The organism is Ramlibacter monticola, from assembly GCF_016722785.1.
Classification (GTDB): domain Bacteria; phylum Pseudomonadota; class Gammaproteobacteria; order Burkholderiales; family Burkholderiaceae_C; genus Ramlibacter; species Ramlibacter monticola.
On the sequence record NZ_JAEQNE010000001.1, the window covers coordinates 758,334 to 779,496 of the forward strand.

Below are 21,163 nucleotides of genomic sequence, written 5' to 3' on the forward strand. Positions count from 1 at the left end.
ACGAGACCCCGAGCCGACTGTCGCCATCAGCGCGTGCTGCTCACCTTAGTCGCGTCGGCGGCCGCTTGCGCCTGGGCGAGCAAGCGCCTGGCGGCGCGCATTTCGTGATCCACCTTCTTGCTTTCCGACTGCGCCAGCCGGCGCTCCCCTGGCGTCACGCCCAGGCGGCTCGTTGCGGCGACGATGGCAGCGTGCCGCTCACTGGCCGCCTTCATTCTGGCCTGCGCCTCACCAAGCCTGGCCTCAGCCTCAGCCTGTGTTTCGGCGGTTCCGGTGGTGGAGGGTTGTATGGACGCCATTTGCTTGAACCTCGAGTGATGCCTGATGGAAGCTGACCGGCGGCCAGGACGTGCCACACGATACACGTTGCATGCGCACGTGCGGCTTTCGGCGTGATATCTGCGTCAGGGGCACGACTCCCTTCACAGAACCCCTGGCCCGCTGCGCCCTGCATCACGCACCATGAAAAGGTACAGGCCTTCCACTTTCTCGCGAGCCCAGGGCGTCTTCCTCAGGAATTTCAGGCTCGAAGCGACGCTTGGTTCGTGCGTGAAACAGCGCACCGGTATGCGCACCCCGAGCCCGGCCCACCCGTAGCGAGCCTCGAGTGCCGTGACCATGGCCTCCAGTGTCACGCCATGCAAGGGGTCGCGCGGCTTGGCGGAGCGGGGCGGAGAGCTGTTCATTGCCGCATTTTGACGGCGGCTGTCTTGGCCGCGCGCCCGCTCAGCGCGACAGGATTTCGCGCAGCAGCTGGATCGTGGCGCCGGGGTTCTCTTCCATGATCCAGTGGCCGGAGTCGGGGACGATGCCTTCCGTGACGTTGTCGGCCTTCACGCTTGGCCGCAGGCGGTTCGAACGCGCGCGCAAGGCGATGGCACAGATCGGACGTCGCGCCCAGAACCGCGCGCTCATCCACCGGCGCATCCTGACCCACAACGAGAGCGTTCATCGAGCGACCAGGAGCGACTCCCGCCGAAGCACCGGCAGCCCCATCCGGGGGAGATTTTCGAACTGGTGCAGCCAAGCACGCGCGACCAGCAACGGAACCAGGGCGACCGAGTCGCCGCGACCGAGCTCGTTCGCCGCGACGTGCCCCAAATCGCCCGCGAGAACCCGCGGGCGCCTCGCGCCGCGCCCACCTTCGATCAGGCGCCCACCTACCCTCGACGCCGCGCAAGCGAGGCGGTACGTGGCGGACGGTGATGGCTGCTTCTGGCCGAGAGCGGTCCTCTACGAATCAACGCCGCTTCGGCCTTTGGTCGAACTTCTTCCAGTACGCGAACTCCTCTTCGTGCACCTCGAGATCGACTTCGTCGACGCGCAGCCGCAATCGCTCCTGCACGTCGCGCACCGCCTGGTTGTAGATAGCGGGCCCAATCTCCTCGAGGAAGAAGCCGAGCAGCCCGCCGGCCGCCACGTTGCCGATCCTCTCCTCCATGCTCTCGAGGAAGTACCGCTCGATGGAAGCGACAGCCTGCTGACGGGCTTCCTTGGGTAGTTCGATCATCGGCGCATTTTGAGGCACATCTGCTTCCGACCCACACCAGCCAATGAGCGGCGGAACTGGCTCGAGGTGAGCTGAGCTCGTACACTCCGGCAACTTGCACCGGAGGTGCCGCTGCCTCGGTGTGCGGAGCGCAGTGCCAGAGAACCAGGTAACACCGTCGCCGGAGTGCCTGGACGACTACAGCACAGAGGACCACCTGATTCCCGTCGTCGACGCGTACGTTCAGGACAATGGCCTGAACAGCTCGGGTTTGAGGGAACGATGCCGGCGAGCCCGCGCGCAGACGATGTCCTCGTACGCCGTGCGGTGGATCCCCCGCTTACCCCGAGCGGGTTAGCGGGGCCCATGCCACGCTGATCGAGCAGAACCTCGCAGGGATGAAGCGGCCCTTTGCACTCGCAGGGAGACGCCTGATGTGTTTTCGAACCGGAGGATGCCATGGACGCACCGCTTTCTTCCAGTGAATGGATCGTGCGGGTTTGCCTCTTCGCCTTCGCGGCGATCGGCATGTTCGGCGGTTGCGTGCAGATGCTGCTCGGACAGCCTGATACGACCGCGCGACTGGACAACGTTCACCGCTTCATGGCGGGCATCTACCTCTCGATGGGCGTGATCTGCGCCTGGGCCGCCGTCACCGTGCGGCAGCAGGGCACGCTGGTTTACCTGATCGCAGCCGGCGTCTTCGTGGCGGGCTGCGGGCGGCTACTGTCCATGAGCAAGGTGGGCCTGCCAGAGCCTCGTGGAGTGTGGCTTGGCTACCTCGCCCCGGAATTGGTGCTGCCCTGGGTGCTGGCCGCTGCGCAAGCGAGCCGCTAGAGCGTACCCGGGGTACGCACGCCAGGGCGCCCGGCAGTATCAAACCACCTTTCGCCAACCGGTTCGAACGAGACTGCAATGCCGTTCGCTCACAACTAGGCGATCGGGCGAAGCTCTAGGCACCGGAAAAGCTGGCGATCACCAGCGGGAACGACAGCGTCGAGGAGGCGCACAGGATGCGATGTAAGACATTCCTGAACGGCTGCACGTTCTGGCCGAGAGCGGCGCTCAAGTAGACCTGCCGTCTGGTGGCACAGTCGACAGGCCCGCTTGCCGACGGTCACTTGCACGCTTGGCGCCAGCTGGGCCCCGCCCATTCCTGCAACGCGGTACAGCTGCGGCGAGCGTGTGCGTTCGCACGCCGCGCCCTCGGACTGGTTTCCGGCCTCTCACCCACATCGGCACCTTGGTGCCGCCATTCCAGAACTCTCGTTGCTTTCTGCTGCGGGGAAATCACGCCACATTAGCGTAACAACATGCTTCCGGATTGCCATGGAAGGAATGCATACTCATGTGCTCTCCCTTGCAAAACACTGCCACGGACTTCGCCCTGAACGAATGGGCCAATGCGCACAGCAGCCTCCTCATCGAGGAGGCGAAGCTGGTCGATCTCTGTCGCCGGCTGACGGTCTTCGAGATCGGTCCCGATGAATTGACGAGTCAGCGTGAGCGGGTCGCCTCGTTGCGTGAGCTTTCCGAGGTGCTCTACGCGCGGGTGATGACCTGGCTGCAAGGACCCACCTAAGACGCAGAAGCGCCGGCCTTCGGGCAGGGAATCCGCTCGTCGCGCAGTACCCTTCCGCTCGATCACGTTCGAAGTCGTCGAGTCACCAGCGGTATACGGAAACCTCGCCGTCTTGATTGGCGACCTCGCATCGATGCCCATGGGTCCGCTGGTGCCCGGCACCTGGTCGACACACCGGCGGCGAAAGGCATTCTGCACTTCAGGGCCGCCGAAGGAATGGCCCTCGGTCCCGACGGGGAGGTGACCTTCCCTATCAACGAGGGCCATATGGAGGAGTGCGCGCGGGTCAGACTCCTTGCCGAGCGAAGAGGGACTCCGCACCGAAGCGGGCGGCGAGGCGCCAAAACGGCCTGAGCCTGCGCTTCCGGGTCGCCACGGCTCGCCGGGCAGGCAAGCCGCGATGCTGGCTTACGTGTCAGCGCGTTCCTGCGGCCTCGCGCGCCGACAGGCATTCCACCGTGACTCCGAGCAGGACCCACACCGTGCAAGGTACCGTGACCATTAGCGGCAGGAACGACAGGCAGATCTCGTCTGCCGTTCCGCGCCAGTTCAGCACGCAGCGAGAAAGCACGCCGGCGCCGGCACCGACCAGAAGGGCGGCGGCCGTGACCGCATAGCGGCGCAGGCGCAAAGCCGGCATCTCGTCTGCGGTCGCGCGCTGAAACAAGGCGGAGGCCGCGAGGGCGAGCAGCAGGTTCCAGAACAAAAGGGCCAGAAGCATTTCGAGACTCCTGGATCAGCGTGGCCGAATACCGGGCCTGGGTCGCAGCGACCCCGCCGTCCCCAAAGCCGGGTCAATTTCCCCGGACCCCAACCACCCGCGCCTGCGAAATCCGCGGTACATCTTTATCAGTCCTTCCCCTGAAGCGCGCATGCTGCGTGCAGCGTTGGTGCGCACCGCGGCGCCCCTTCGCAGCTGTCTGCCAAGCGGCGGCGAGACACACAGTCCCTGTTAGTGGAAGGAGCCATTCAAGAAGCAGGCCAATGCGGCCGGACGCCGAATTCCTCCCGGGCGCAGCGTGCTGCCGTGTCTTGTCCAGGGCCCTAGCCTCAGGGGCCGACGGGATCTCGGTGCGGATGGCGGCCGTGAATCAGCGGTCGGCCGGAATCCGGATTGCGGCTGGGGCTCCTGCGGCGACTTGTCGGAATCCCACTGGCCTCGCGACAGCAGCAGGTACTCGTTCAGGGGAGAAGTGCACGACATCGCGACGCAGTCACGATCGACTGAGCGCTGAGCGAGTTTGAAGGAATCGGTCCGTGTTGGGAGCGTCCGGTCGTGCGCCGCGGATCACCGTTCAAGACCTTGCGAGCAAGTACCCATGCCGCAGCGTGGCCTTCCCGCGCCGCGCCGTTGTGGCTTGTCGCGCGCGCGCATCACGTGCGCACTCCCACGAGGAGGCTGCCGCCAAAAATTCCACCCGGAACCGTTTCAGCTTTCGGAGGTCGCTGTGGAACCGGCTCAAGGCGCGCAGGACGCGTCGCAAGGAGAGCCGCTGAACGCACCCCGGGTGGGCAAGGGCCAGGTCGGCGCGCACGCGAAGGCGCGCGCACCGAAGCCGGTAGGCCTGACATTTCGGATGGTCTTGCACCCGGTCCAGTTCGCGCTCGATCAGCGCCGCGATGCGCGCCACCTCGGAGGCAGCGCACAGGACATCCCGGCAGGCGTCTGCCCGGTGACGATAGGCGTGCACCCACGCGAGCACCCGATACGCGCCCGTGAGTACGAGAAGCGCGATCAAGGCCAATTCACCTGCGTACTCGGCCAACCAGGACTGCATGATTTCCATCACGTTTTCCCAACTCCTTGGGCAGACACGCGCCTGCCGGACAGGCTATTTCTACCCGGCCAAGTCCCAACATCCAAGGCACCATCGTGCCCATGCATACCCCTCAGAGTGCCGCCGTCAACATCCACGATGCAAGGACCGGAGGGCTGCGTTCATCGAGGGATTGATGTCCGGTTCTCCGAATGGGCCGCTGATGGCCGACGCCAGCCTAAATGTCGATCTGCTCTGAGATCTCCAGCGCATCGTCAATTTCGATCCAGAGATACCTGACCGTGCTCTCGAGTTTGCAATGTCCCAAGAGTAGCTGTATAGCGCGAATGTTCTTCGTTCGCTTGTAGATCAGCGTCGCCTTGGTTCTGCGCAGCGAGTTTGTCCCGTACCGGCTCGGGTCCAGCCCGATGCATCCGACCCACCCTTTCACGATTCGGGCGTACTGCCTCAATGATAAGTGGGTGCCCTTCGCTCTACCTGGAAAGAGGCAGTCGCCTGACCGCAACTGGGCGCCGGAAACCCACGCCGCCACGGCGTCACGACTCGCCTCAGTGACCTCGAACTGCACCGGCCTGCGCGTCTTCTGCTGCATGACTATTGCACGAGGTGCCACCGCGCTGCCTAAGAAGACGTCGCGAACCCTTAGAGAAACAAGATCGCAGCCCCGCAGCTTGCTATCGAGCGCCAAATTGAACAGCGCCAGGTCCCGCGCCTTTCCGGCGAGTTGGAGACGAATCCGAATGGACCATATCTCTCTCGGCTTCAACGGCGGCTTCTGACCAAGCAGTCGCCCCTTGTTCCACGGGATGTGTTGAGTGCGCATGGCAGCCCTTTCCGAAAAGGCACACCATGCCGGGCGGATAACGCTATCCCTCCCCTCCAGGGAAGGTTACGCCCGCTTTGTTTGTGGAGTAGCGGGTCGGTCTATCATATGATTGGATGATGCCGAACATAGCCATCGTCCTAAAGTCCGAGATCTCTCGCATCGCGCGTAAGGAAGCAAGGAGCGAAACCGAGGACTTCAAAAGAGCCTCGGCTCAATATCGAACGCATATTGCCGCCTTGCGCCGCCGCATTGATGGGTTGGAGCGCGAGGTAAAGAGAGCGACGAAGATGTCGTCGAAACCGGCGTCTGCTGATCCGGCGGGCGATTTGGCCGCTGTGCACCGCCGGTTCAGCGCAGCACGCTTGGCAGCGACTCGAAAGAAGCTCGGGCTTTCAGCGGCTGATTTTGGAGCATTAGTCGGAGTTACCGGCCAATCGATCTACAAATGGGAATCTGGCGAAGCTCGACCCCGCGCTAGGCAATTGGAGGCAATCGCCTCGATCCGGGGAATCGGCAAGCGCGAAACAGCGGCGAGGCTCGAGGCGCTTCGCGCCGCCAAATAGGCGCAACGTACACTTACGAGACCAGCGCGGCCGGACGGCGGGCACACACTGGCGTTCCCTTGTTCTCGTGCAACCAGCTGCGGTGAGTTACCCTATTGCAGTGCTGCTCAAGGTCACCTTCGGAACCTGGCCCTCCGTGCTGCCGCAGGCCAAGGGCGGCCGCTTGCGCGTGCTGGCCGTCAGCACGCGTGAGCGCTCCCCGCTGGTGCCTGACGTGGCCGGGATGCGCGAGGCGGGACTGCCCGACTACGACCTCGAGTTCTGGTACGGAATGTTCGTGTCGGTCGGCACGCCTGCGGCCATCGTGAGGAAGATCCACGAAGCCACGACGACGGCCATGAAGCAGCCGTCGGTGAAGGCAATCCTCGCGCGCGAGGGCACCGAGGTGTCGCTCTCGCGCTCGCCGGAGGACTTCCAGAAGTTCCTCGTGGACGTCGGCAGATTCTGGGTGGATCTGGGGCGGAGTGCCAAAGTATAGGTGGAGTAGAGCGGCCCCTCGCGTGCGCGCCCTTCGGGCGCGAGTCCTCCATTGCGCAACCGGCTCCCAAGCGCAATACTGCACGGGGCCGCACGACCGGAGGCGCGCAGATGCTGAAATTCCTTATAGTGGCGCTCGCCATGTCACTGACCTCCGCCTGCGCCACCCCTCCCCCCGTCACCGACGCCGTCCGTTCGGAGCTTGCCCCTTCGGGCAAGCTGCGCGCCGGCATGAACCTCGGAAATGCACTGTTCACGCAGAAGGATCCCGCCAATGGCGCGTTGCGTGGTGTCAGCGTCGACCTGATGCGTGAGCTCGGCTCCCGGCTGGGCGTGCCCGTGGAGTTCGTGGTCTACGAGACGCCGGGCCAGGTTGCGGACGCGGCGGAGTCGGGCGCATGGGACGTCGCCGTGCTGGCCATCGAGCAGGCGCGGGCGCGCACCATCGCCTTTTCGCCAGCGATGACGGAGATCGAAGCGACGTACGTCGTGCACAAGGATTCGCCGCTGCGCGCGGCCGCGCAGGTCGACGGCGCCGGCGTGCGCATCGCAGCGTCCGAAAAGGCGGGGTACGAGCTGTACCTGACGCGCACCGTGCGCAATGCGATCCTGATCCGGCCGAAGGGCTTCCCGGCAGCCGTCGAACTGTTCAATGCCAGGGGCGCCGATGCACTCGCCGCTCTGAAGCCGCAGTTGCTCGAATCGATGGCAATGCTGCCGGAAGCGCGAATGGTCGAAGGCAACTTCATGATCGTCAACCACGGCCTCGGCACGCCGCGCAATCGACCGACGGCCGCGGCCTACCTGCAAGCCTTCGTGACCGACCTGGTGGCGTCCGGCTTCATAGCGCGTTCCATTGCAGCCAGCGGCGTGCAAGGCCTGGCGGCGGTGAAATAGTCCCGCGGCACGCGCAGCGGCACCGGTCCACTCAGGACGCGCCGCTTCCGGTGCAACGGCCGGTGTTGGCCGACTCCTGCCGTTGTCTTCTACAGAACGTGGGACTGCACTCGAGAGGCACCAAGCATCAAGAAAGGCGGATCGCCGCTTGCGTGAGCGGTCAGGCGTCACCTGGGGTGTCCCGATGTTGCAAGGCACTTCTCAAGCTCCTGGGTTGTCCCGCCGTGAACGAGGAGACCGATCCCCAAGAACTGCCACCTTGCATAGACGATGTCATCGCGCAGTTGCCCGCACTCGTTGCCCCGGCCGAGCCCCTCAGTGTCGCGCACCATAATCAAGCGCTCCAGCAACTGCGCCCGCCTCGCCCCTTGCAATGAGGCGCGCTCGTCTATGGCGGCGCGTAGCTGCTTCTTCGTATCGGTATATGGCTTCGCCAGCACAAAGAATAGGGGCCACTGCGGCGTGGAGCCTGGTGCGCTATCAAACTCCTCGAACATCGCTTCGTAAGCTCCCCACTGCCTCATGAGGCCTGCAGGGCGGACCAGCACCTTGACGTCGTAGGTCTGCTCCAACTGCTTGACCATGAGCGGTGGTGGCTCCCATGGCGTGCTGGAAGCATCGCGCTGATCTAGCAGATAGATGAAGTGAGATGGTAGGCTCTCTTTTCGACCCAGCAACACGACGCCCGCGATTGCGGCAGCGATCGCGACGCCAAGGCCAAGCAATGTTCTCGCCTTCATCGAGGGGTCCGGTTTTGCGGCATGACTGACCACAGTAAACCACGGCTGTTCCTGTGACGAGCAGCTCGCCGGTCTTGCTACCACTTACGCCAGCACCCATTTCTGATGCACTCCAGCGCCTTCAGATCGACCGTAGGGTGAGGGACTCGGCCGGTTATGGCCGAATGCGGATCATGAACACCGCCCAGGTCACGGCCGGAGGGTGCGACAGCAATTGATGGCGATGACGGGAGTGGCCCGCCGGAAAGCCGCATGAATCCCATGCAGCATGCAAGGTTCAGGCTCGAATCCCAGTTCTTGAGGCACTCCGCCATGAATTTCTCGCGCTCGGTGACCTTCTTGTGTTCGGCCGCGGCGTAGCAGGACTTCATCACATGGTTTTGGTGCTTCCTCCCGTCGGACAGGCAGGTGGACACGAACTTGTTGCTGTCCTGTCCCTTCAATGCCTCGGCGTTGCAGGTGGTCATCAGCTCCTGGTGCGGTGTCGGCTCCTTCTTGTCTGTCGCCTGAGCGCCGACGGCGATCACGGCCCCGCGGGGACAGGCAAGCCGGCTGGACTGCCGCAGTTGAGGGAGGTCAACCAAGCGGGGCGGGTCAGGTGAGAGTCAGTCGTGCGGGCCGACACTGGCGGCGCGCGCGACGTCTTGCCGCGTCCGGCGTGAACTCCTGGCGCGCGCGGCTTCCCGGAGTGCGGGCGGTCCACCGGCCGTTCGGCGCGGCCGGGCGCTCTTGCTGCCCGTGCTCCTGGTTCGAACGGGAGGGCGATCGTGCCGAAACCGCAACGCATGCCGAACACACTCATTGCGCGCTGGCCGCGCCTCGCGCCGCGAGCGGCCGCAGTGCTGCTGGCCCTGGTGACGGGCGCCGCCTGCTCCGCCCTCGACGGCGCTCCCTCCGACTTTCCTGCGGCCAGGGTCCAGCGCACCGCCGCCAACACTTCAGAGGGCGTGGCCTATGCCGACGTCAGCCGCACGCTCAAGTCCGGCACCGTGGTGCACGAGTTCGTGGACGCGACCGGTGCAGTGTTCGCACTGTCCTGGTCGGGCCCCTTCAAGCCCGATCTCAAGCGCCTGCTGGGTCGCCACTTCGACCGCCTGCACGATGGCGCCGGAAAGCGCCAAGCCAACCGCTCCAGCGTGGACATCCAGGCCAGCGACTTCGTCGTGCAGTCCGGCGGCCACATGGGCGCCTTCGAAGGCCGCGCCTGGCTGCCGTCCCGGCTGCCGGCCGGGTTCGACACGCAGGAGATGAAATGATGGGGCGGCGCATGCCCCAGGCACTCATGCGCAGGGGCGCGCTCGCATTGCTGGTGCTGCTGTCCGCCTGCGGGGGCAGTGGCGGCGGTGGCGACAGCAGCAGCAGCAGCAGCAGCAGGACAACGAGCGGCAGCACACCAGCGACGTCGCCAGTGTCGCTGCCGGCCCCGCCCGCGGCGGCGAATGTCGTCACGCTGGTCGTGGACCAGGGCACCGACGGCAGCGCCATCAACACACCCTTCGTGAGCGTCACGCTGTGCGTGCCCGGATCGTCCACCTGCCAGACGATCGACCACGTGATGGTCGACACCGGCTCCTACGGCCTGCGCATCGCGGCGTCCGCACTGTCCGCGTCCATGGCCCTGCCGGCCGTGGCCGCACCGAGCGGCGCGCCCCTCGCGGAATGCGCCGGCTTCGTGAGCGGCTTCGCCTGGGGCGGCGTGCACACGGCAGACGTGCGGATCGGCGGCGAAACGGCGCTGGATGTGCCGGTCCAGGTGGTCAACGAGACCACGCCCGCCGTCGCCACGGTACCGACGGACTGCAGCAACACCGGGCCCTCGATCGGCGCGGGCGCGGGTGCGAAGGGCATCCTGGGCGTGGGCTTTCTGCGCCAGGACTGCGGCAGCGCCTGCGACACGAGCGCCGCCCCCGGCGTGTACTTCTCCTGTCCCACGGCTGGCAGCTGTGTTTCCACCATTGCGCCGCTCGCCTCACAGGTCGCCAACCCGGTGCCTGCCTTCACAACAGACAACAACGGCGTGGCCATCGTCTTGCCGGAAGTGCCCCTGGGCGGCGTGCCCGGCGCCACCGGCCTGCTGATCTTCGGCGTGGGGACCGCGTCCAACAACCAGCTTGGCAGCGCGCAGGTGTACACGGCCAATGCCGCGGGCAACTTCACGACGGTCTACAAGAGCCGCACCTTCACGGGTTTCATCGACAGCGGCTCCAACGGCATCTTCCTGAGCGACGCAACGATCACCAGTTGCTCCGGCGGCTTCTACTGCCCTGCCCCTGCCTTGTCGCTGAGCGCTACGGTCACTGGCGTCAACGGCACCAGCAGCATCGTGCCCTTCTCGGTCGAAAACGCCGCTTCGCTACCGCAGGCGACGGCCGCCGCGCACCTCGCAGGCCAGTTGGGAGCGCGCGCGTTCGACTGGGGGCTGCCCTTCTTCTTCGGTCGCACCGTGTTCGTTGCCTTCCAGGGCGCGTCCACACCTTTCGGCACGGGCCCTTACTGGGGCTTTTGAGCCCAGCGGCACGCCTCATGGGCCGATGCCGCGGACGCGAACGGTGCGGTCACGCTCGTTCCACCGCGGTCGACAGGACGCACAGCGCAACTGCAGGCTGTTCTCTCGCACTCAGCGCGGCGCCGCCCCCGGGAAGGCGAGGATTTCACGGACCACGGTGTCGACGTCGCCCACCCACCACCAGTGGTCGTCGCCTTCCAGCGGCAGGAAACGCGCACCGGCGATGCAGCGCGCCAGGTGCTCGCCGGCGCCGAGGCGCACGGCACGGTCGCCGCGCCGGTGCATCACCAGCACAGGCTGCCGCACCTGCGCGAGCAGCGGCCGGACGTCGGCTTCGCGCAGCCCGCGTAGCACGGCACGCAGGCTGGCCGGCGTGGCCGCGTGTCGCAGCATGCGGGCCCACCAGGCGCGGGTGGCGGGATCCCGCGCCTGCGTCGGGGCGAAGGTCTCGATGGCGGCGGGGCCGCCCCATCCGTCCACCAGCGCCTGCATCCAACGGTCGAAATCCTGCGGCCGCAGCGCCCAGGGATAGTTCTCGTCGCGGCTGCCGCGGGCCATCGCGCCGAACAGCACGAGTCCGCTGATGCGCTGCGGTTGCGTGGCCGCGAGCTCGATCGCGGCCGGCCCGCCTTCGGACGCGCCGAACAAGCAGGCCCGCTCGATTCCGGCCGCGTCGAGGATGGTGAGCACATCGCGGGCCGCGGCGGCAACGCTGCCGGTGGCATCCAGCCGTTCGGACAGGCCCAGCCCGCGGCGGTCGAACACCACGACGGTAAAGCGGCGCGCCAATGCCGCGAGCGCGCGCCGGATCCCTGGATGCTCGCAGGCGATCTCCATGTGGGACACGAAGCCGGACATCAGGACCAGCGCCTCGCTGCCGGCGCCCATCAGCGCATAGGCCACCGTGCCTTGCGGGCCGTGGGCGAACCGGACGTCCAGTGCCGGCGGCTCGTCGGTCGCACCCGGGGCGGGGGCGGCGGCCTGGCGACTGCAGCGCAGGTACGCCGCCTCCGTCGCGGCCGAGGGCTTGCACCCGAACTCCGCGCGCAGGGCTTCCGCGCAGCGCGCGAACTGCGCTTCTACCCCCGCGGCGTCGCCCGCTTCCGCGCAGAGGGCCATCCGCAGCGCGTAGGCCGGCTCGCAGAAGGGGTCCAGCCGCAGCAGCCGCTCCAGCGTTTCCCCGGCATCACCGAGCGCGCCAGCGGCGCGCTGCAGTTCGGCGATGCGCGTGAGCGCGCGTGCGAGCAGGTGCTGGTGCTCGGTGCGCTGAGCCGCCGCCCATTCGTCGAACGCCTCCGAGCCGAAGGACAGGCCTTCGAGCAGCGGCTCGCAGGCGGCCAGCACCTGCGCATGAAGCTGTGCCAGCGGCAACCCCGGCGTCCCGCCGCCGACCAGCTGCTGCGCCATGCGGCGGAACTCCACGGCGTCGCAGACGAGCGCACCGGGTGCGATCGTGGCGCTGCCCTCGCGGGTCTCCAGCAGGTCGCGGCCGCACAGGTCTTCCACCTGGTACAGGAGCCGGCGCAGGCGTGTGCGCGCCGTGTCTGCCTCCGCCTGAGGCCACAGCAGCGTGGCGAGGTGCTCGCGCGGCAGGGGCCGCCCTTCCAGCGCCAGGTACGCCAGCAGGGCAAGGCCGCGTTTGAGCGCAAGGCGCACGGGCCGCGCGCCGTCGGCAAGCGACGGCACACCGAAGACCTGCAGACGCAGGGGGGAGGCAGAGGCGGAAGCCATGGCGGCATTGTTCACGCCCGGCCGTCGCCTGAACAGGGACGCGCAAGGGACGCCTGCCCCCTACCCTGCGCACCATGGACCCCACCGCCTCCTCTTCTTCCCCACACGCGGAGCCGCCGACGCTGCTGCTGATGGTGCCCGCGATGGGCGTGGCCGCCGCCTTCTACGAGCCCTTCGCCGCGCGGCTGCGCGCAGCCGGCATCGCGGTGCGCCTCCTGGACATGCCGGGCCAGGGCAGCAGTCCCCTGAGCGCGCGGCGGGGCGACGACTACGGCTACCGCGAGATCGTCGAGGAGCTGCTGCCCGACGCCGTGCGTGCGGCGCGGCGGGAACTCCCGCAGGGCCGCATCCTGCTGGCCGGCCACAGCCTGGGCGGGCAGCTCGCCGTCCTGGCGAGCGCCGAGCTGTCGCCGGCGCTCGACGGGCTCGTGCTGGTCGCCGCGGGCACGGCGCACTGGCGCAGCTGGCCTGCCGGGCGACGCCTTCAGGCCTGCTGCGCCGTGCATGCCATCGCCACCCTCGCAGCGCTGCTTCCGTGGTACCCCGGTGATCGCGTCGGCTTCGGCGGCGCACAGAGCCGTCGCTTCATGCGCGACTGGCGCCACAACGCGCGCACGGGCCAATACCGGCTGGAAGGCAGCGCGCGCGGTGCCGAAGCGCTGCGGTCGGCGCTGCGCGAGGTACGGCTGCCCGTGCTCGCTCTTTCCATCCGAAACGACCCGATCGCACCGGAAGGCGCGCTGCTGGAACTGCTCGCGCATCTCCCCGCCGCGCGTGTGCGGCGCGTCACCGTCTCCGGCCTGCTGGCGCATGCACCCTGGAAGCGCCATTTCTCCTGGGCGCGCCAGAGCGCGGGCGTCGAGGACGCCCTGCTCGCCTGGCTGGCCGAGGACCCCCGTTCCCACCACTTCCTCTCCGGAGTCACCGATGACCACGCTCGAGATCCTGACGTTCGCGATCCTGCCCCTCTTCCTGCTCCTTGAGGTCCTCACGCCCGGCGCGACCGGCACTCCCGGCTGGCGCCTGCGCGCAGCGACCGTGACGGCCGTCACCTTCGCCTTGTCGCTCGTGGCAGGAGCGGCCTACAAGGCCGTGTTCGCGGGTGCGAGCCTGCTGCCGGGCGATCGCCTCGGCACCGCAGGCGGCGCGCTGGTGGGCATGCTGGTGTACGACTTCTGCCATTACTGGTATCACCGCTGCGCGCACCGCTTCGACGCCCTGTGGCGGCTCGGCCATCAGATGCACCACAGCGCCGAGTCGCTCGACCCCTGGGGCGCGTACTTCCTGCACCCGCTGGACGCGGCGTTCTTTCTCACGCTCTCCAACGTGGTGCTGTACCCGGTGCTCGGGCTCACCCCGGCCGCGGGTGCGGCCGCGAGCGCCCTGACCACCTTCTGCGCGGTGTTCCAGCACGCCCGCCTGGCCACGCCACGCTGGCTGGGCTGGCTGGTGCAGCGGCCCGAGAGCCATGCAGTTCACCACGAGCGCGGGCTGCACGCCTTCAACTACGCCAACCTGCCCTTGTGGGACCTGCTGTTCGGTACCTTGCGCAACCCGCCGGCCGGTGAACCGCGTCCCGCCCTGGGCTTCTACGATGGCGCCTCGGCGCGGATCACCGAGATGCTCATGTTCCGCGACGTATCGCGGCCGCGGACGGCGCAGGATCGCCTGCCCTCACGGAACGCACGATCCGGCGGGCGTCTCAGGCCGCAAGAGGCACGACGCGAGTGATACCGCTCTTGTGGCGCAGGCCGAGAACGACCCAACGCGCGCCGTCTCCGGCGACAGGAGCTCGAGCTACCGTTCGAAACAAGCGACGGGTCAAGGGGCGCGAAACGGCCTTTTGCCCGTCCACTCGATGGAGGAATTAGCTGCCCTCATGCAACTCGCCGAGCTAGCAGCGCCCACACACCCGCCGTTGACAACAAGGACCCACCCGCCAGGTGAAAGCGCCGCTGTGTCCGAGGCGAAGACAACAGCCGTCGGGCCGACGCTGCGAACACCGCGTACAGCGTGGCGTTGAGTGTCGCCATGATCACGAACGTACTGGCCAAGACCCAGAGCTGCTGCGCGACTGGCGCGACCGGGTTGATGAACTGCGGTAGGAAGGCTACAAAAAAGACGATTCCTTTGGGATTGAGGGCAGTGACCAGATAGGTGTTAGCGAACAGCCTCCAGCGTGAACTCGGGGCCGCTGGTCCAGCCAACTCGGAGGAGGAGATGCCCGCACGAAGCAACTTGAAACCGAGATAGAGCAAATACAGCCCGCCGGCCCACTTGACTATGGTGAACCAGAAGGCCGAAGTAGCCAAAAGGGCGCCCAACCCGAGGAGCGACACTACGAGTGCCGTGGAATCGCCTAGCGCCACGGCTGCCACGAGTGGTATGTTCGCGCGCCGTCCGTGAGCCATGGAATAGCTGATGACGGTCAGGATGGTCGGGCCAGGAATGATGAGCAGGACTGCCGATGCCGCGGCAAAGGCGAGCCAAAGTTCGATGGACATGGGCTTCGTCGAAGGGGGCTAACCTGAAGTATCCGCCGAATCTGCGGGATCACCTGAAACGCCGCGGATAACCTGGCACGGCCAGTCCGCTTGACGGGCTCAGCCAACGTCTGCCCCTCACGTGAATGACTGCTTATGGACCGTGCCTGCCCTGACGCGCTTTTCGTTCAGAGGGACACGAGAGCCAGGGACGGCAATGAACGACCCGATGCAACCGTTCCATAGGGGAGCGTGTATTGGGCAGATGAGCAGTACGGATGAATCCGTGCACCGGTCAACTGTAGTGATCCTGTCCAGTTCGATCACGTAGAGTCCGGCGTCATGAATGCGCGGGCGAGTTTCCTCCCATGAATACGTCAGAGTTGGCCACGTTGCTTCTCTTTTGTACGGCCATGAGTTTTTCGCCAGGGCCGAACACGACCTTGTCGACCGCGCTCGCCGCCAACCATGGACTTCGGCGGGCCATGCGGTTTTGCCTGGCCGTGCCCACTGGCTGGACGTTGCTGATGCTTGCCTCTGGCCTCGGGTTGGGCGCGCTGGTCCTCGGGGTCCCGACGCTGCGCTGGGGCGTGAAGGTAGTCGGCGTCGCCTACATGCTGTGGCTGGCCTGGCGGCTCGCGCGAGCGTCGTCGCTGCGCCAAGTGGACGAACGCCGCCTGGACGTGAGCTTCCTGCAGGGTATCGGTCTCCAGTTCGTCAACATCAAGGCCTGGATGCTCGCACTCACCCTCACCGCTGGCTGGGTCGTGAACGCGGGCGGGCAGCCATCGGACAATCCGGGGCAGCGTCTCGCGATCATCTGCGTCGTGATGATGTTCTTCGCCTTCAGCAGCAACCTGACCTATGCGGCGGCAGGCTCGCTCCTGCGCGACTGGTTGGCGCAGAATCGCCGCCTGCTCTGGTTCAATCGCGGGCTGGCGACGGTGCTGCTGGCAACGGCGGCCTGGATGGCGACCGTGTGATCCGCGCGAAGCAATATCCGTTTTCGATCGCACCAGCGAATCGGGGGGGTGGTCGGTATCAGGCGACCAGCATGCGGTCTCAGTCCGCGTATCCCGGCATCTCCCGGTCCAGCACACGCATCATGGCTGCGAAATAGAGCGCTTCGCGCTCCGCCTGCGTGTGGCTGTTGCGGGGGTTCGGCGTCTCCACCTTCCGCACCATGGCCTCGTCCAAGACCGCGAGTGGGCGGCCGGTGGACATGGCCAGGATCTGCGCGCGGCAAACACGCTCCAGCTTGTACAGGCGCCGGTACGCCTGCGCGACGGTGTCGCCCACTACAAGGACACCGTGGTTCCTCATGAACATGATCTGCTTGTCGCCCAAGATGGACGCAAGGCGTTCCCCTTCGCTCAGCGAAGCGGCCAGTCCGGCGTAACCGTCGTCGTAGGCAATGTTCCGCGTGAGGAATGCGGCCGTCTGGCTGCCGGGCAGCAGGCGGTTGTCCTCCAGCATGTTCAACGCCAGCGCCCAGGTCTGGTGGGTGTGGAGGATGACGTTTGCGCCGGTCATCCTGTGCAGCGGGGCGTGGATGCTCAGAGCGCTCAATTCCAGACTGCCGCTGCCTTCGAGCACCTCACCCGCCTCGTTGAACACGATCAGGTCGCTAGCCCTCGCCTCTGACCAGTGCAGGCCGAACGGCAGCACCAGGTAGCGGTCCTCCTGGCCGGGTACGCACATCGTGAAGTGGTTGTCGATCCCCTCCTCCAGATCGTCGTAGACCGCGAGGCGGTTCGCCGCAGCCAGATGGACGCGCGCGCGCCACGTTTCGTCGTCGGCTTGGTTCATCGCTCGTGCTCCTTCGGTAATTCACTTCAGATCCGGCGGCCTCACATTCCAGAACGTGGAGATGTGCCCGCCCAAGGCTGGCGCCGGCACAGGAGGGTATCTCAAGCGAATGGGACCCGCCCTGGCTTACAGCTTCCAGGATCCGGTGGCGGAGGTGGCCTTCTAAAGGCGCTTGGGCGTGGATGTGTGTTTGCAGAACTCCCGGCGACGGGGGTCGCGGCGCGGCAATTGCTGAAGTAAGGCGACGCGGTTGCAGCCAGCGAATCCAGGGGCCGGCGCGAGGCCGGCCGGCGGCTGACGCAGGTCTTCAACGCCATCCCGCACCGGCTGGATGCGTGGGGGTACGACGTGTCGTCGCCACGCCCGTTGCTCCGAGGAATTGATGGATCTGCGCCACCACGGCAGCTCCCTCGCCGATCGCGCCCCCCACGCGCTTGACCGATCCCGCCCGGACGTCACCGATCGCGAAGACGCCCGGAACGCTGGTCTGCAGCGGAAGTGCGGGATCGTGTGCCGTCGTCACGAAGCCCCCGTCATCCACTGCGACGGCGCAATTCCTCAGCCACTCGGCGCACGGATCGGCGCCGAGGAAGAGGAACACATGCCGCAGCGAGCGCGTCTGGGAGCGCATCGGCTCGCGGCTGCGCCACGTGACCGCCGTCACGCCCGACTCGCGGGTACCCTCCAGGCCCGCGATCTGTGTCCCCGTGAGCAACTGGATGTTCTGCGTCGCCGCGATGCGATCGATCAGGTACTTCGACATGCTGGCCGCCAGGCCCGGACCCCGGACGAGCATCCACACCATGCTGGCATGCGAGGACAGGAACACGGCAGCCTGTCCGGCGGAATTGCCGCCTCCGACCACGACCACCTCTTCGCCGGCACACATCCTTGCTTCGATGGGTGACGCCCAGTACCAGACACCGCGTCCTTCCATCTGCTGCAGGTTGCGGCATTCGGGACGTCGGTAGCGGGCGCCAGTGGCGACGACGACGGCGCGCGCATGCGCCGTGCGGCCATCGCCCAGGTGCACGCTCATGGGATAGTGCCCGTGCGAGGACAGGCAGTCGAAACCCACGGCTTCCGCCGGAATCAGCATCCGCACGTCGAACTTCAGCGCCTGGGTGTAGGCCCGTCCCGCGAGCGCCTGGCCTGAAATGCCCGTCGGGAAGCCGAGATAGTTTTCGATCCGGGCACTCGCTCCCGCCTGGCCGCCGGGTGAACGTGCATCGATCACCAGCACGGAAAGGCCTTCGGAGCTCGCATAGACCGCCGCCGCGAGACCTGCCGGCCCGGCGCCGACGATCGCGACGTCGTAGATCGAGTCGGTGGCTCCCATGTCCAGCATCCCGATGCAGCGCGCCAGTTCGGTGTCGCTCGGGTTGCGAAGCACATCTCCATTGGGGCAGACCACGAGCGGCAGCTGCTGCGGGCCGGCCGCATAGCGTGTCACGAACTCCTGCGCGTCGCGGTCGGTGGACGGCTCCAGCACGACATGGGGAGTTCCGTTGCGCCGCAGGAAGTTCTGCAGGCGGGCCACGTCGGGTGAGGAAGCGCTGCCGATCAGCACCGGTCCGCCCGCTCCCGCCTCGATCAGCGCCACGCGCCGGAGAATCATCGCCCGCATCAGCTTTTCGCCGAGCGCGGCCTCGGCGATGAGCACTGCATGCAGCTGCGCGGGGCTGATCTCGAGCGTCCGGGTCTCTCCCACTGCAAACGCATCGACCAGCGCCGGCCTGCCCGAGAGCTGGGCCAACTCCCCTGCGATATTGCCGGATCCGTGCTCGACCACCGGGAAATCATGGCCGTGGCCATCCCGGCCGGTGACGCGAAGGGCCCCCGAGAGCACCACGTGGACTCCGGAGCCCACTCTGCCCGTCCGCAAGACCGGGTCGCCATCGGAAAAGTCCCGCAGCTGGCCGAAGCGGTGCATGCGCGCGATCTCTTCCGCAGACAGAATGGGGAACATCTGCGCGCGCCGCGCTTCGGCGGTCGGGGCGGCAGGCGCGTCCGCGGACGTCATGGTTGACGAGCTGGGCAGGCCCCGCATCCCCACTCAGGCCTGCGGGAAGGGCAGCTCGCGCGGCGCCGTGCCGCCGCTCGCCCGCGCGATCGCATTCGCGAAAGCGGGCGCCAGGGGCGGCAGGCCCGGCTCGCCGATGCCGGTGGGCGCGTCGGAGCTCGGGACGATGTGCACCGCGATGCGCGGCATGTCGGGCATGCGCGGAACGCGGTAGTCGCCGAAATTGGCTTGTTCGACGACTCCGTCCTTCAGCGTGATCGCGTTGCCGGGCAGGCAGGTGGCCAGACCCATCAGCGCGGCGCCCTGGATCTGCGCCTCGACGCTCAGCGGGTTCACGGCCAGGTTGCAGTGCACGCCCGCCGTGACGTTGTGCAGCTTCGGCACGCCCTTTGCCACCGAGGCCTCGACCACGTAGGCCACCACGGTGTTGAAGGACTCGTGCACGGCCACGCCCCAGGCGTGCCCCGGCGGCAGCTTGCGCGTGCCGTAGCCGGACTTCTGAACGGCGAGCTTCAGCGCCGCCGCGTGGCGCGGGTGCTTGCCCTCCATCAGCCGCAGCCGCAGTGCAACCGGGTCCTGCTTGCTGGCGCGCGCCACCTCGTCCAGCAGCGTCTCCATCACGTAGGCGGTGTGGGTGGAGCCCACGCTGCGCCACCACAGCACCGGCACGTTGACGTCGGGGTGGTGGACGGTCAGGCGCATGGGCAGCGCGTAGGGCTCCTTCATGCCCTCGACCGCGGTGGCGTCGATGCCGTCCTTCACCATGAAGTCCTCGAAGGGCGAGCCCTTCGTGATGGACTGGCCCACGATGACGTGGTCCCAGGCAAGGATGTTGCCCTGCGCGTCGAAGCCGATCTCGGCGCGGTGCACGTGCATGGGCCGGTAATAACCGCCCTTGATGTCGTCCTCGCGGCTCCATAGCGTGCGCACGGGCGCGGCGATGCCGGCGGAGCGCGCCGCCTTCGCGACCTGGCAGGCCTCGACCACGTAGTCGCTGCTCGGGATGGCTCGCCGGCCGAAGCCGCCACCGGCCATCTGCGTGTTCACCTTGATCGCCTCGGGCGAGACGCCCAGCGTGCGGGCCGCGGCGCCCGCGTCCAGGCCGGGCATCTGCGTTCCCATCCAGAGCTCCGCGCGCTGGCCGTCGAAGGCGACGGTACAGTTCAGCGGCTCCATCGGCGCGTGCGCGAGATAGGGGAAGGCGAATTCCGCGCGTATCCTGTGCGGCGCCGCTGCCAGCCGCGACAGGTCCGCATCGAAGCGCAACTTGCCCGGCTGCCGCGCGAGTTCGCGGTACTTCGCGAGCAGCTGCGCGGTGTCGGCGCGCTCCACGCCGCCCGTGTCCCATTCCAGCTTCAGCGCCTCGCGCGCCTGGCGGGCCGGCCAGTAGCCGTCGGCGATCACCGCCACGCCTTCGCCGCCGCGGTCGGTAGGGATGCGCAGCACCACCTTGACGCCGCGCATGGACTTCGCGGCGCTGTCGTCCACGGACTTCAGTCGCGCGCCGAATACCGGGGGATGCGCCACCACGGCAGTCAGCATGCCGGGAAGGCGGACGTCGATGCCGTACGACTGGCGCCCCGTGGACTTGGCCTGGGCGTCGAGGCGGCGCGTGGGCTTGCCGATCAGGCGAAACTGCCTGGCGTCCTTGAGCGTGACGCTCGCCGGCACCGGCAGCGCCATCGCGGCCTGGGCCAGCTCGCCGTAGCCGGCACGCTGGCCGCCGGGGCCGATGACGAACCCGTTCTCCGTTCGCAGCTTCGTGGCATCGATCTTCCAGCGCTGCGCCGCTGCGGCCACCAGCATGGCCCGCGTGCGGGCGCCTAGCTCGCGGTACTGCGTGAACGAGTTCTGGATGGAGTTGGAGCCGCCCGTGAGGTGCATGCCGAACTTCGGGTCCACGTAAGCCGGGTCGGCGTTGCCGTTGCGACTGCGCACCCTGCTCCAGTCCGCGTCGAGTTCCTCGGCCAGCAGCATCGGCAGGCCGGTCTGCACGCCCTGCCCGAACTCGAGGCGGTTGATCGTGACGGTGGTGGTGCCGTCCGGATCGATCTGCACGAAGGCGGACGGTTGCTGCGTCGGCTTCAGCTCGCCGGAGCCCTGCGCCGGCACCGCGAGCGGATACATGCCGAGCGCGAAGCCCGAGGCGGCGGCCAGCTTGAGGAAGCTTCGGCGCTCCAGCGGCGCACCGGGGGTGGGCAGGCGGTGCGAGAGGACCTTGGCCAGGTCCGCGGCGACGGCGGAATCGAAGTGCATGGC

At 67.2% G+C, this 21,163-nt stretch carries 24 protein-coding genes; 10 read left to right on the forward strand and 14 right to left on the reverse strand.

The genetic code is table 11. The annotated features are described in order from the left end of the window. Nucleotides 1–26: 26 nt before the first annotated feature. The 4 genes from JJ685_RS03525 to JJ685_RS03540 form a co-directional block, all read right to left on the reverse strand. The gene (locus JJ685_RS03525; RefSeq protein ID WP_201672772.1) at nucleotides 27–299 is read right to left on the reverse strand and encodes a hypothetical protein; all 273 of its coding nucleotides are present in this window, start codon (nucleotides 297–299) and stop codon (nucleotides 27–29) included. 123 nt (nucleotides 300–422) lie between these two features. Beyond that, nucleotides 423–686, reverse strand: a complete 264-nt coding sequence (locus JJ685_RS03530; protein WP_201672773.1) for a VF530 family protein — start codon at nucleotides 684–686, stop codon at nucleotides 423–425. A 40-nt stretch (nucleotides 687–726) separates the two neighbouring features. Continuing rightward, nucleotides 727–915: an alpha/beta fold hydrolase gene (locus tag JJ685_RS03535; protein ID WP_201672774.1), complete on the reverse strand. Its 189-nt coding sequence runs from the start codon at nucleotides 913–915 to the stop codon at nucleotides 727–729. 325 nt (nucleotides 916–1,240) lie between these two features. Continuing rightward, nucleotides 1,241–1,510, reverse strand: coding sequence for a DUF2164 domain-containing protein (locus JJ685_RS03540; protein WP_201672703.1), 270 nt, complete (start codon nucleotides 1,508–1,510; stop codon nucleotides 1,241–1,243). Nucleotides 1,511–1,948: 438 nt separating this feature from the next. Here JJ685_RS03540 and JJ685_RS03545 point away from each other — a divergent pair, with 438 nt between their 5' ends. After that, entirely contained in the window at nucleotides 1,949–2,326 is a 378-nt protein-coding gene (locus JJ685_RS03545) for a DUF4345 domain-containing protein (RefSeq protein ID WP_201672775.1), read from the forward strand. Nucleotides 2,327–2,837: 511 nt separating this feature from the next. Next, nucleotides 2,838–3,071, forward strand: a complete 234-nt coding sequence (locus JJ685_RS03550) for a hypothetical protein (RefSeq protein ID WP_201672776.1) — start codon at nucleotides 2,838–2,840, stop codon at nucleotides 3,069–3,071. A gap of 415 nt (nucleotides 3,072–3,486) precedes the next feature. Here the strand turns inward: JJ685_RS03550 and JJ685_RS03555 are convergent, their stop codons facing one another. From JJ685_RS03555 to JJ685_RS03565, 3 genes are all read right to left on the reverse strand, one after another. Then, nucleotides 3,487–3,792, reverse strand: a complete 306-nt coding sequence (locus JJ685_RS03555) for a hypothetical protein (protein WP_201672777.1) — start codon at nucleotides 3,790–3,792, stop codon at nucleotides 3,487–3,489. A 574-nt stretch (nucleotides 3,793–4,366) separates the two neighbouring features. Further along, entirely contained in the window at nucleotides 4,367–4,858 is a 492-nt protein-coding gene (locus tag JJ685_RS03560; RefSeq protein ID WP_201672778.1) for a hypothetical protein, read from the reverse strand. Nucleotides 4,859–5,066: 208 nt separating this feature from the next. Beyond that, nucleotides 5,067–5,672 carry a tyrosine-type recombinase/integrase gene (locus tag JJ685_RS03565; protein WP_201672779.1) on the reverse strand — a complete coding sequence of 202 codons (606 nt, stop codon included), beginning with the start codon at nucleotides 5,670–5,672 and terminating at the stop codon, nucleotides 5,067–5,069. A gap of 119 nt (nucleotides 5,673–5,791) precedes the next feature. Here JJ685_RS03565 and JJ685_RS03570 point away from each other — a divergent pair, with 119 nt between their 5' ends. From JJ685_RS03570 to JJ685_RS03580, 3 genes are all read left to right on the forward strand, one after another. Next, the gene (locus JJ685_RS03570; RefSeq protein WP_201672780.1) at nucleotides 5,792–6,238 is read left to right on the forward strand and encodes a helix-turn-helix domain-containing protein; all 447 of its coding nucleotides are present in this window, start codon (nucleotides 5,792–5,794) and stop codon (nucleotides 6,236–6,238) included. A gap of 82 nt (nucleotides 6,239–6,320) precedes the next feature. Continuing rightward, nucleotides 6,321–6,716: a tripartite tricarboxylate transporter substrate-binding protein gene (locus tag JJ685_RS29615; protein ID WP_330901698.1), complete on the forward strand. Its 396-nt coding sequence runs from the start codon at nucleotides 6,321–6,323 to the stop codon at nucleotides 6,714–6,716. 110 nt (nucleotides 6,717–6,826) lie between these two features. Then, complete coding sequence (locus JJ685_RS03580) at nucleotides 6,827–7,612, forward strand: transporter substrate-binding domain-containing protein (protein WP_201672781.1); 786 nt, start codon at nucleotides 6,827–6,829, stop codon at nucleotides 7,610–7,612. Nucleotides 7,613–7,779: 167 nt separating this feature from the next. Here JJ685_RS03580 and JJ685_RS03585 read toward each other — a convergent pair whose 3' ends face one another. Together JJ685_RS03585 and JJ685_RS03590 are read right to left on the reverse strand one after the other, a co-directional pair. Next, nucleotides 7,780–8,352 (reverse strand): hypothetical protein, encoded by a 573-nt coding sequence (locus JJ685_RS03585; RefSeq protein ID WP_201672782.1) that lies wholly within the window; start codon nucleotides 8,350–8,352, stop codon nucleotides 7,780–7,782. 77 nt (nucleotides 8,353–8,429) lie between these two features. Next, on the reverse strand, nucleotides 8,430–8,879 hold the full coding sequence (locus tag JJ685_RS03590; RefSeq protein ID WP_330901699.1) for a PsiF family protein: 450 nt from the start codon (nucleotides 8,877–8,879) through the stop codon (nucleotides 8,430–8,432). A 258-nt stretch (nucleotides 8,880–9,137) separates the two neighbouring features. Between JJ685_RS03590 and JJ685_RS03595 the strand changes: the two genes are divergently transcribed. Together JJ685_RS03595 and JJ685_RS03600 are read left to right on the forward strand one after the other, a co-directional pair. Further along, nucleotides 9,138–9,608 (forward strand): DUF2844 domain-containing protein, encoded by a 471-nt coding sequence (locus JJ685_RS03595; RefSeq protein WP_236598666.1) that lies wholly within the window; start codon nucleotides 9,138–9,140, stop codon nucleotides 9,606–9,608. Between the two features lie 11 nt (nucleotides 9,609–9,619). Further along, entirely contained in the window at nucleotides 9,620–10,858 is a 1,239-nt protein-coding gene (locus JJ685_RS03600; RefSeq protein WP_201672783.1) for a DUF3443 domain-containing protein, read from the forward strand. A gap of 111 nt (nucleotides 10,859–10,969) precedes the next feature. Here the strand turns inward: JJ685_RS03600 and JJ685_RS03605 are convergent, their stop codons facing one another. Continuing rightward, nucleotides 10,970–12,589 (reverse strand): alpha/beta hydrolase, encoded by a 1,620-nt coding sequence (locus JJ685_RS03605; protein WP_201672784.1) that lies wholly within the window; start codon nucleotides 12,587–12,589, stop codon nucleotides 10,970–10,972. Nucleotides 12,590–12,663: 74 nt separating this feature from the next. Here JJ685_RS03605 and JJ685_RS03610 point away from each other — a divergent pair, with 74 nt between their 5' ends. Then, the gene (locus JJ685_RS03610) at nucleotides 12,664–13,572 is read left to right on the forward strand and encodes an alpha/beta hydrolase family protein (RefSeq protein WP_201672785.1); all 909 of its coding nucleotides are present in this window, start codon (nucleotides 12,664–12,666) and stop codon (nucleotides 13,570–13,572) included. Then, entirely contained in the window at nucleotides 13,517–14,320 is an 804-nt protein-coding gene (locus tag JJ685_RS03615) for a sterol desaturase family protein (protein ID WP_201672786.1), read from the forward strand. The genes JJ685_RS03610 and JJ685_RS03615 overlap by 56 nt, the downstream gene beginning before the upstream one ends. Nucleotides 14,321–14,466: 146 nt before the next feature. Here JJ685_RS03615 and JJ685_RS03620 read toward each other — a convergent pair whose 3' ends face one another. Continuing rightward, on the reverse strand, nucleotides 14,467–15,093 hold the full coding sequence (locus JJ685_RS03620) for a LysE family translocator (protein ID WP_201672787.1): 627 nt from the start codon (nucleotides 15,091–15,093) through the stop codon (nucleotides 14,467–14,469). 347 nt (nucleotides 15,094–15,440) lie between these two features. Between JJ685_RS03620 and JJ685_RS03625 the strand changes: the two genes are divergently transcribed. Beyond that, nucleotides 15,441–16,055, forward strand: a complete 615-nt coding sequence (locus JJ685_RS03625) for a LysE family translocator (RefSeq protein ID WP_201672788.1) — start codon at nucleotides 15,441–15,443, stop codon at nucleotides 16,053–16,055. A gap of 79 nt (nucleotides 16,056–16,134) precedes the next feature. On the opposite strand, the gene JJ685_RS03630 is transcribed toward JJ685_RS03625, so the two are convergent. The 3 genes from JJ685_RS03630 to JJ685_RS03640 all read right to left on the reverse strand — a co-directional run bounded on the left by JJ685_RS03630 (nucleotide 16,135) and on the right by JJ685_RS03640 (nucleotide 21,160). Further along, complete coding sequence (locus JJ685_RS03630) at nucleotides 16,135–16,881, reverse strand: class II aldolase/adducin family protein (RefSeq protein ID WP_201672789.1); 747 nt, start codon at nucleotides 16,879–16,881, stop codon at nucleotides 16,135–16,137. Between the two features lie 307 nt (nucleotides 16,882–17,188). After that, nucleotides 17,189–18,904, reverse strand: a complete 1,716-nt coding sequence (locus JJ685_RS03635) for an FAD-dependent oxidoreductase (RefSeq protein WP_201672790.1) — start codon at nucleotides 18,902–18,904, stop codon at nucleotides 17,189–17,191. 33 nt (nucleotides 18,905–18,937) lie between these two features. Further along, nucleotides 18,938–21,160: a xanthine dehydrogenase family protein molybdopterin-binding subunit gene (locus tag JJ685_RS03640; protein ID WP_201672791.1), complete on the reverse strand. Its 2,223-nt coding sequence runs from the start codon at nucleotides 21,158–21,160 to the stop codon at nucleotides 18,938–18,940. Nucleotides 21,161–21,163: the final 3 nt, after the last annotated feature.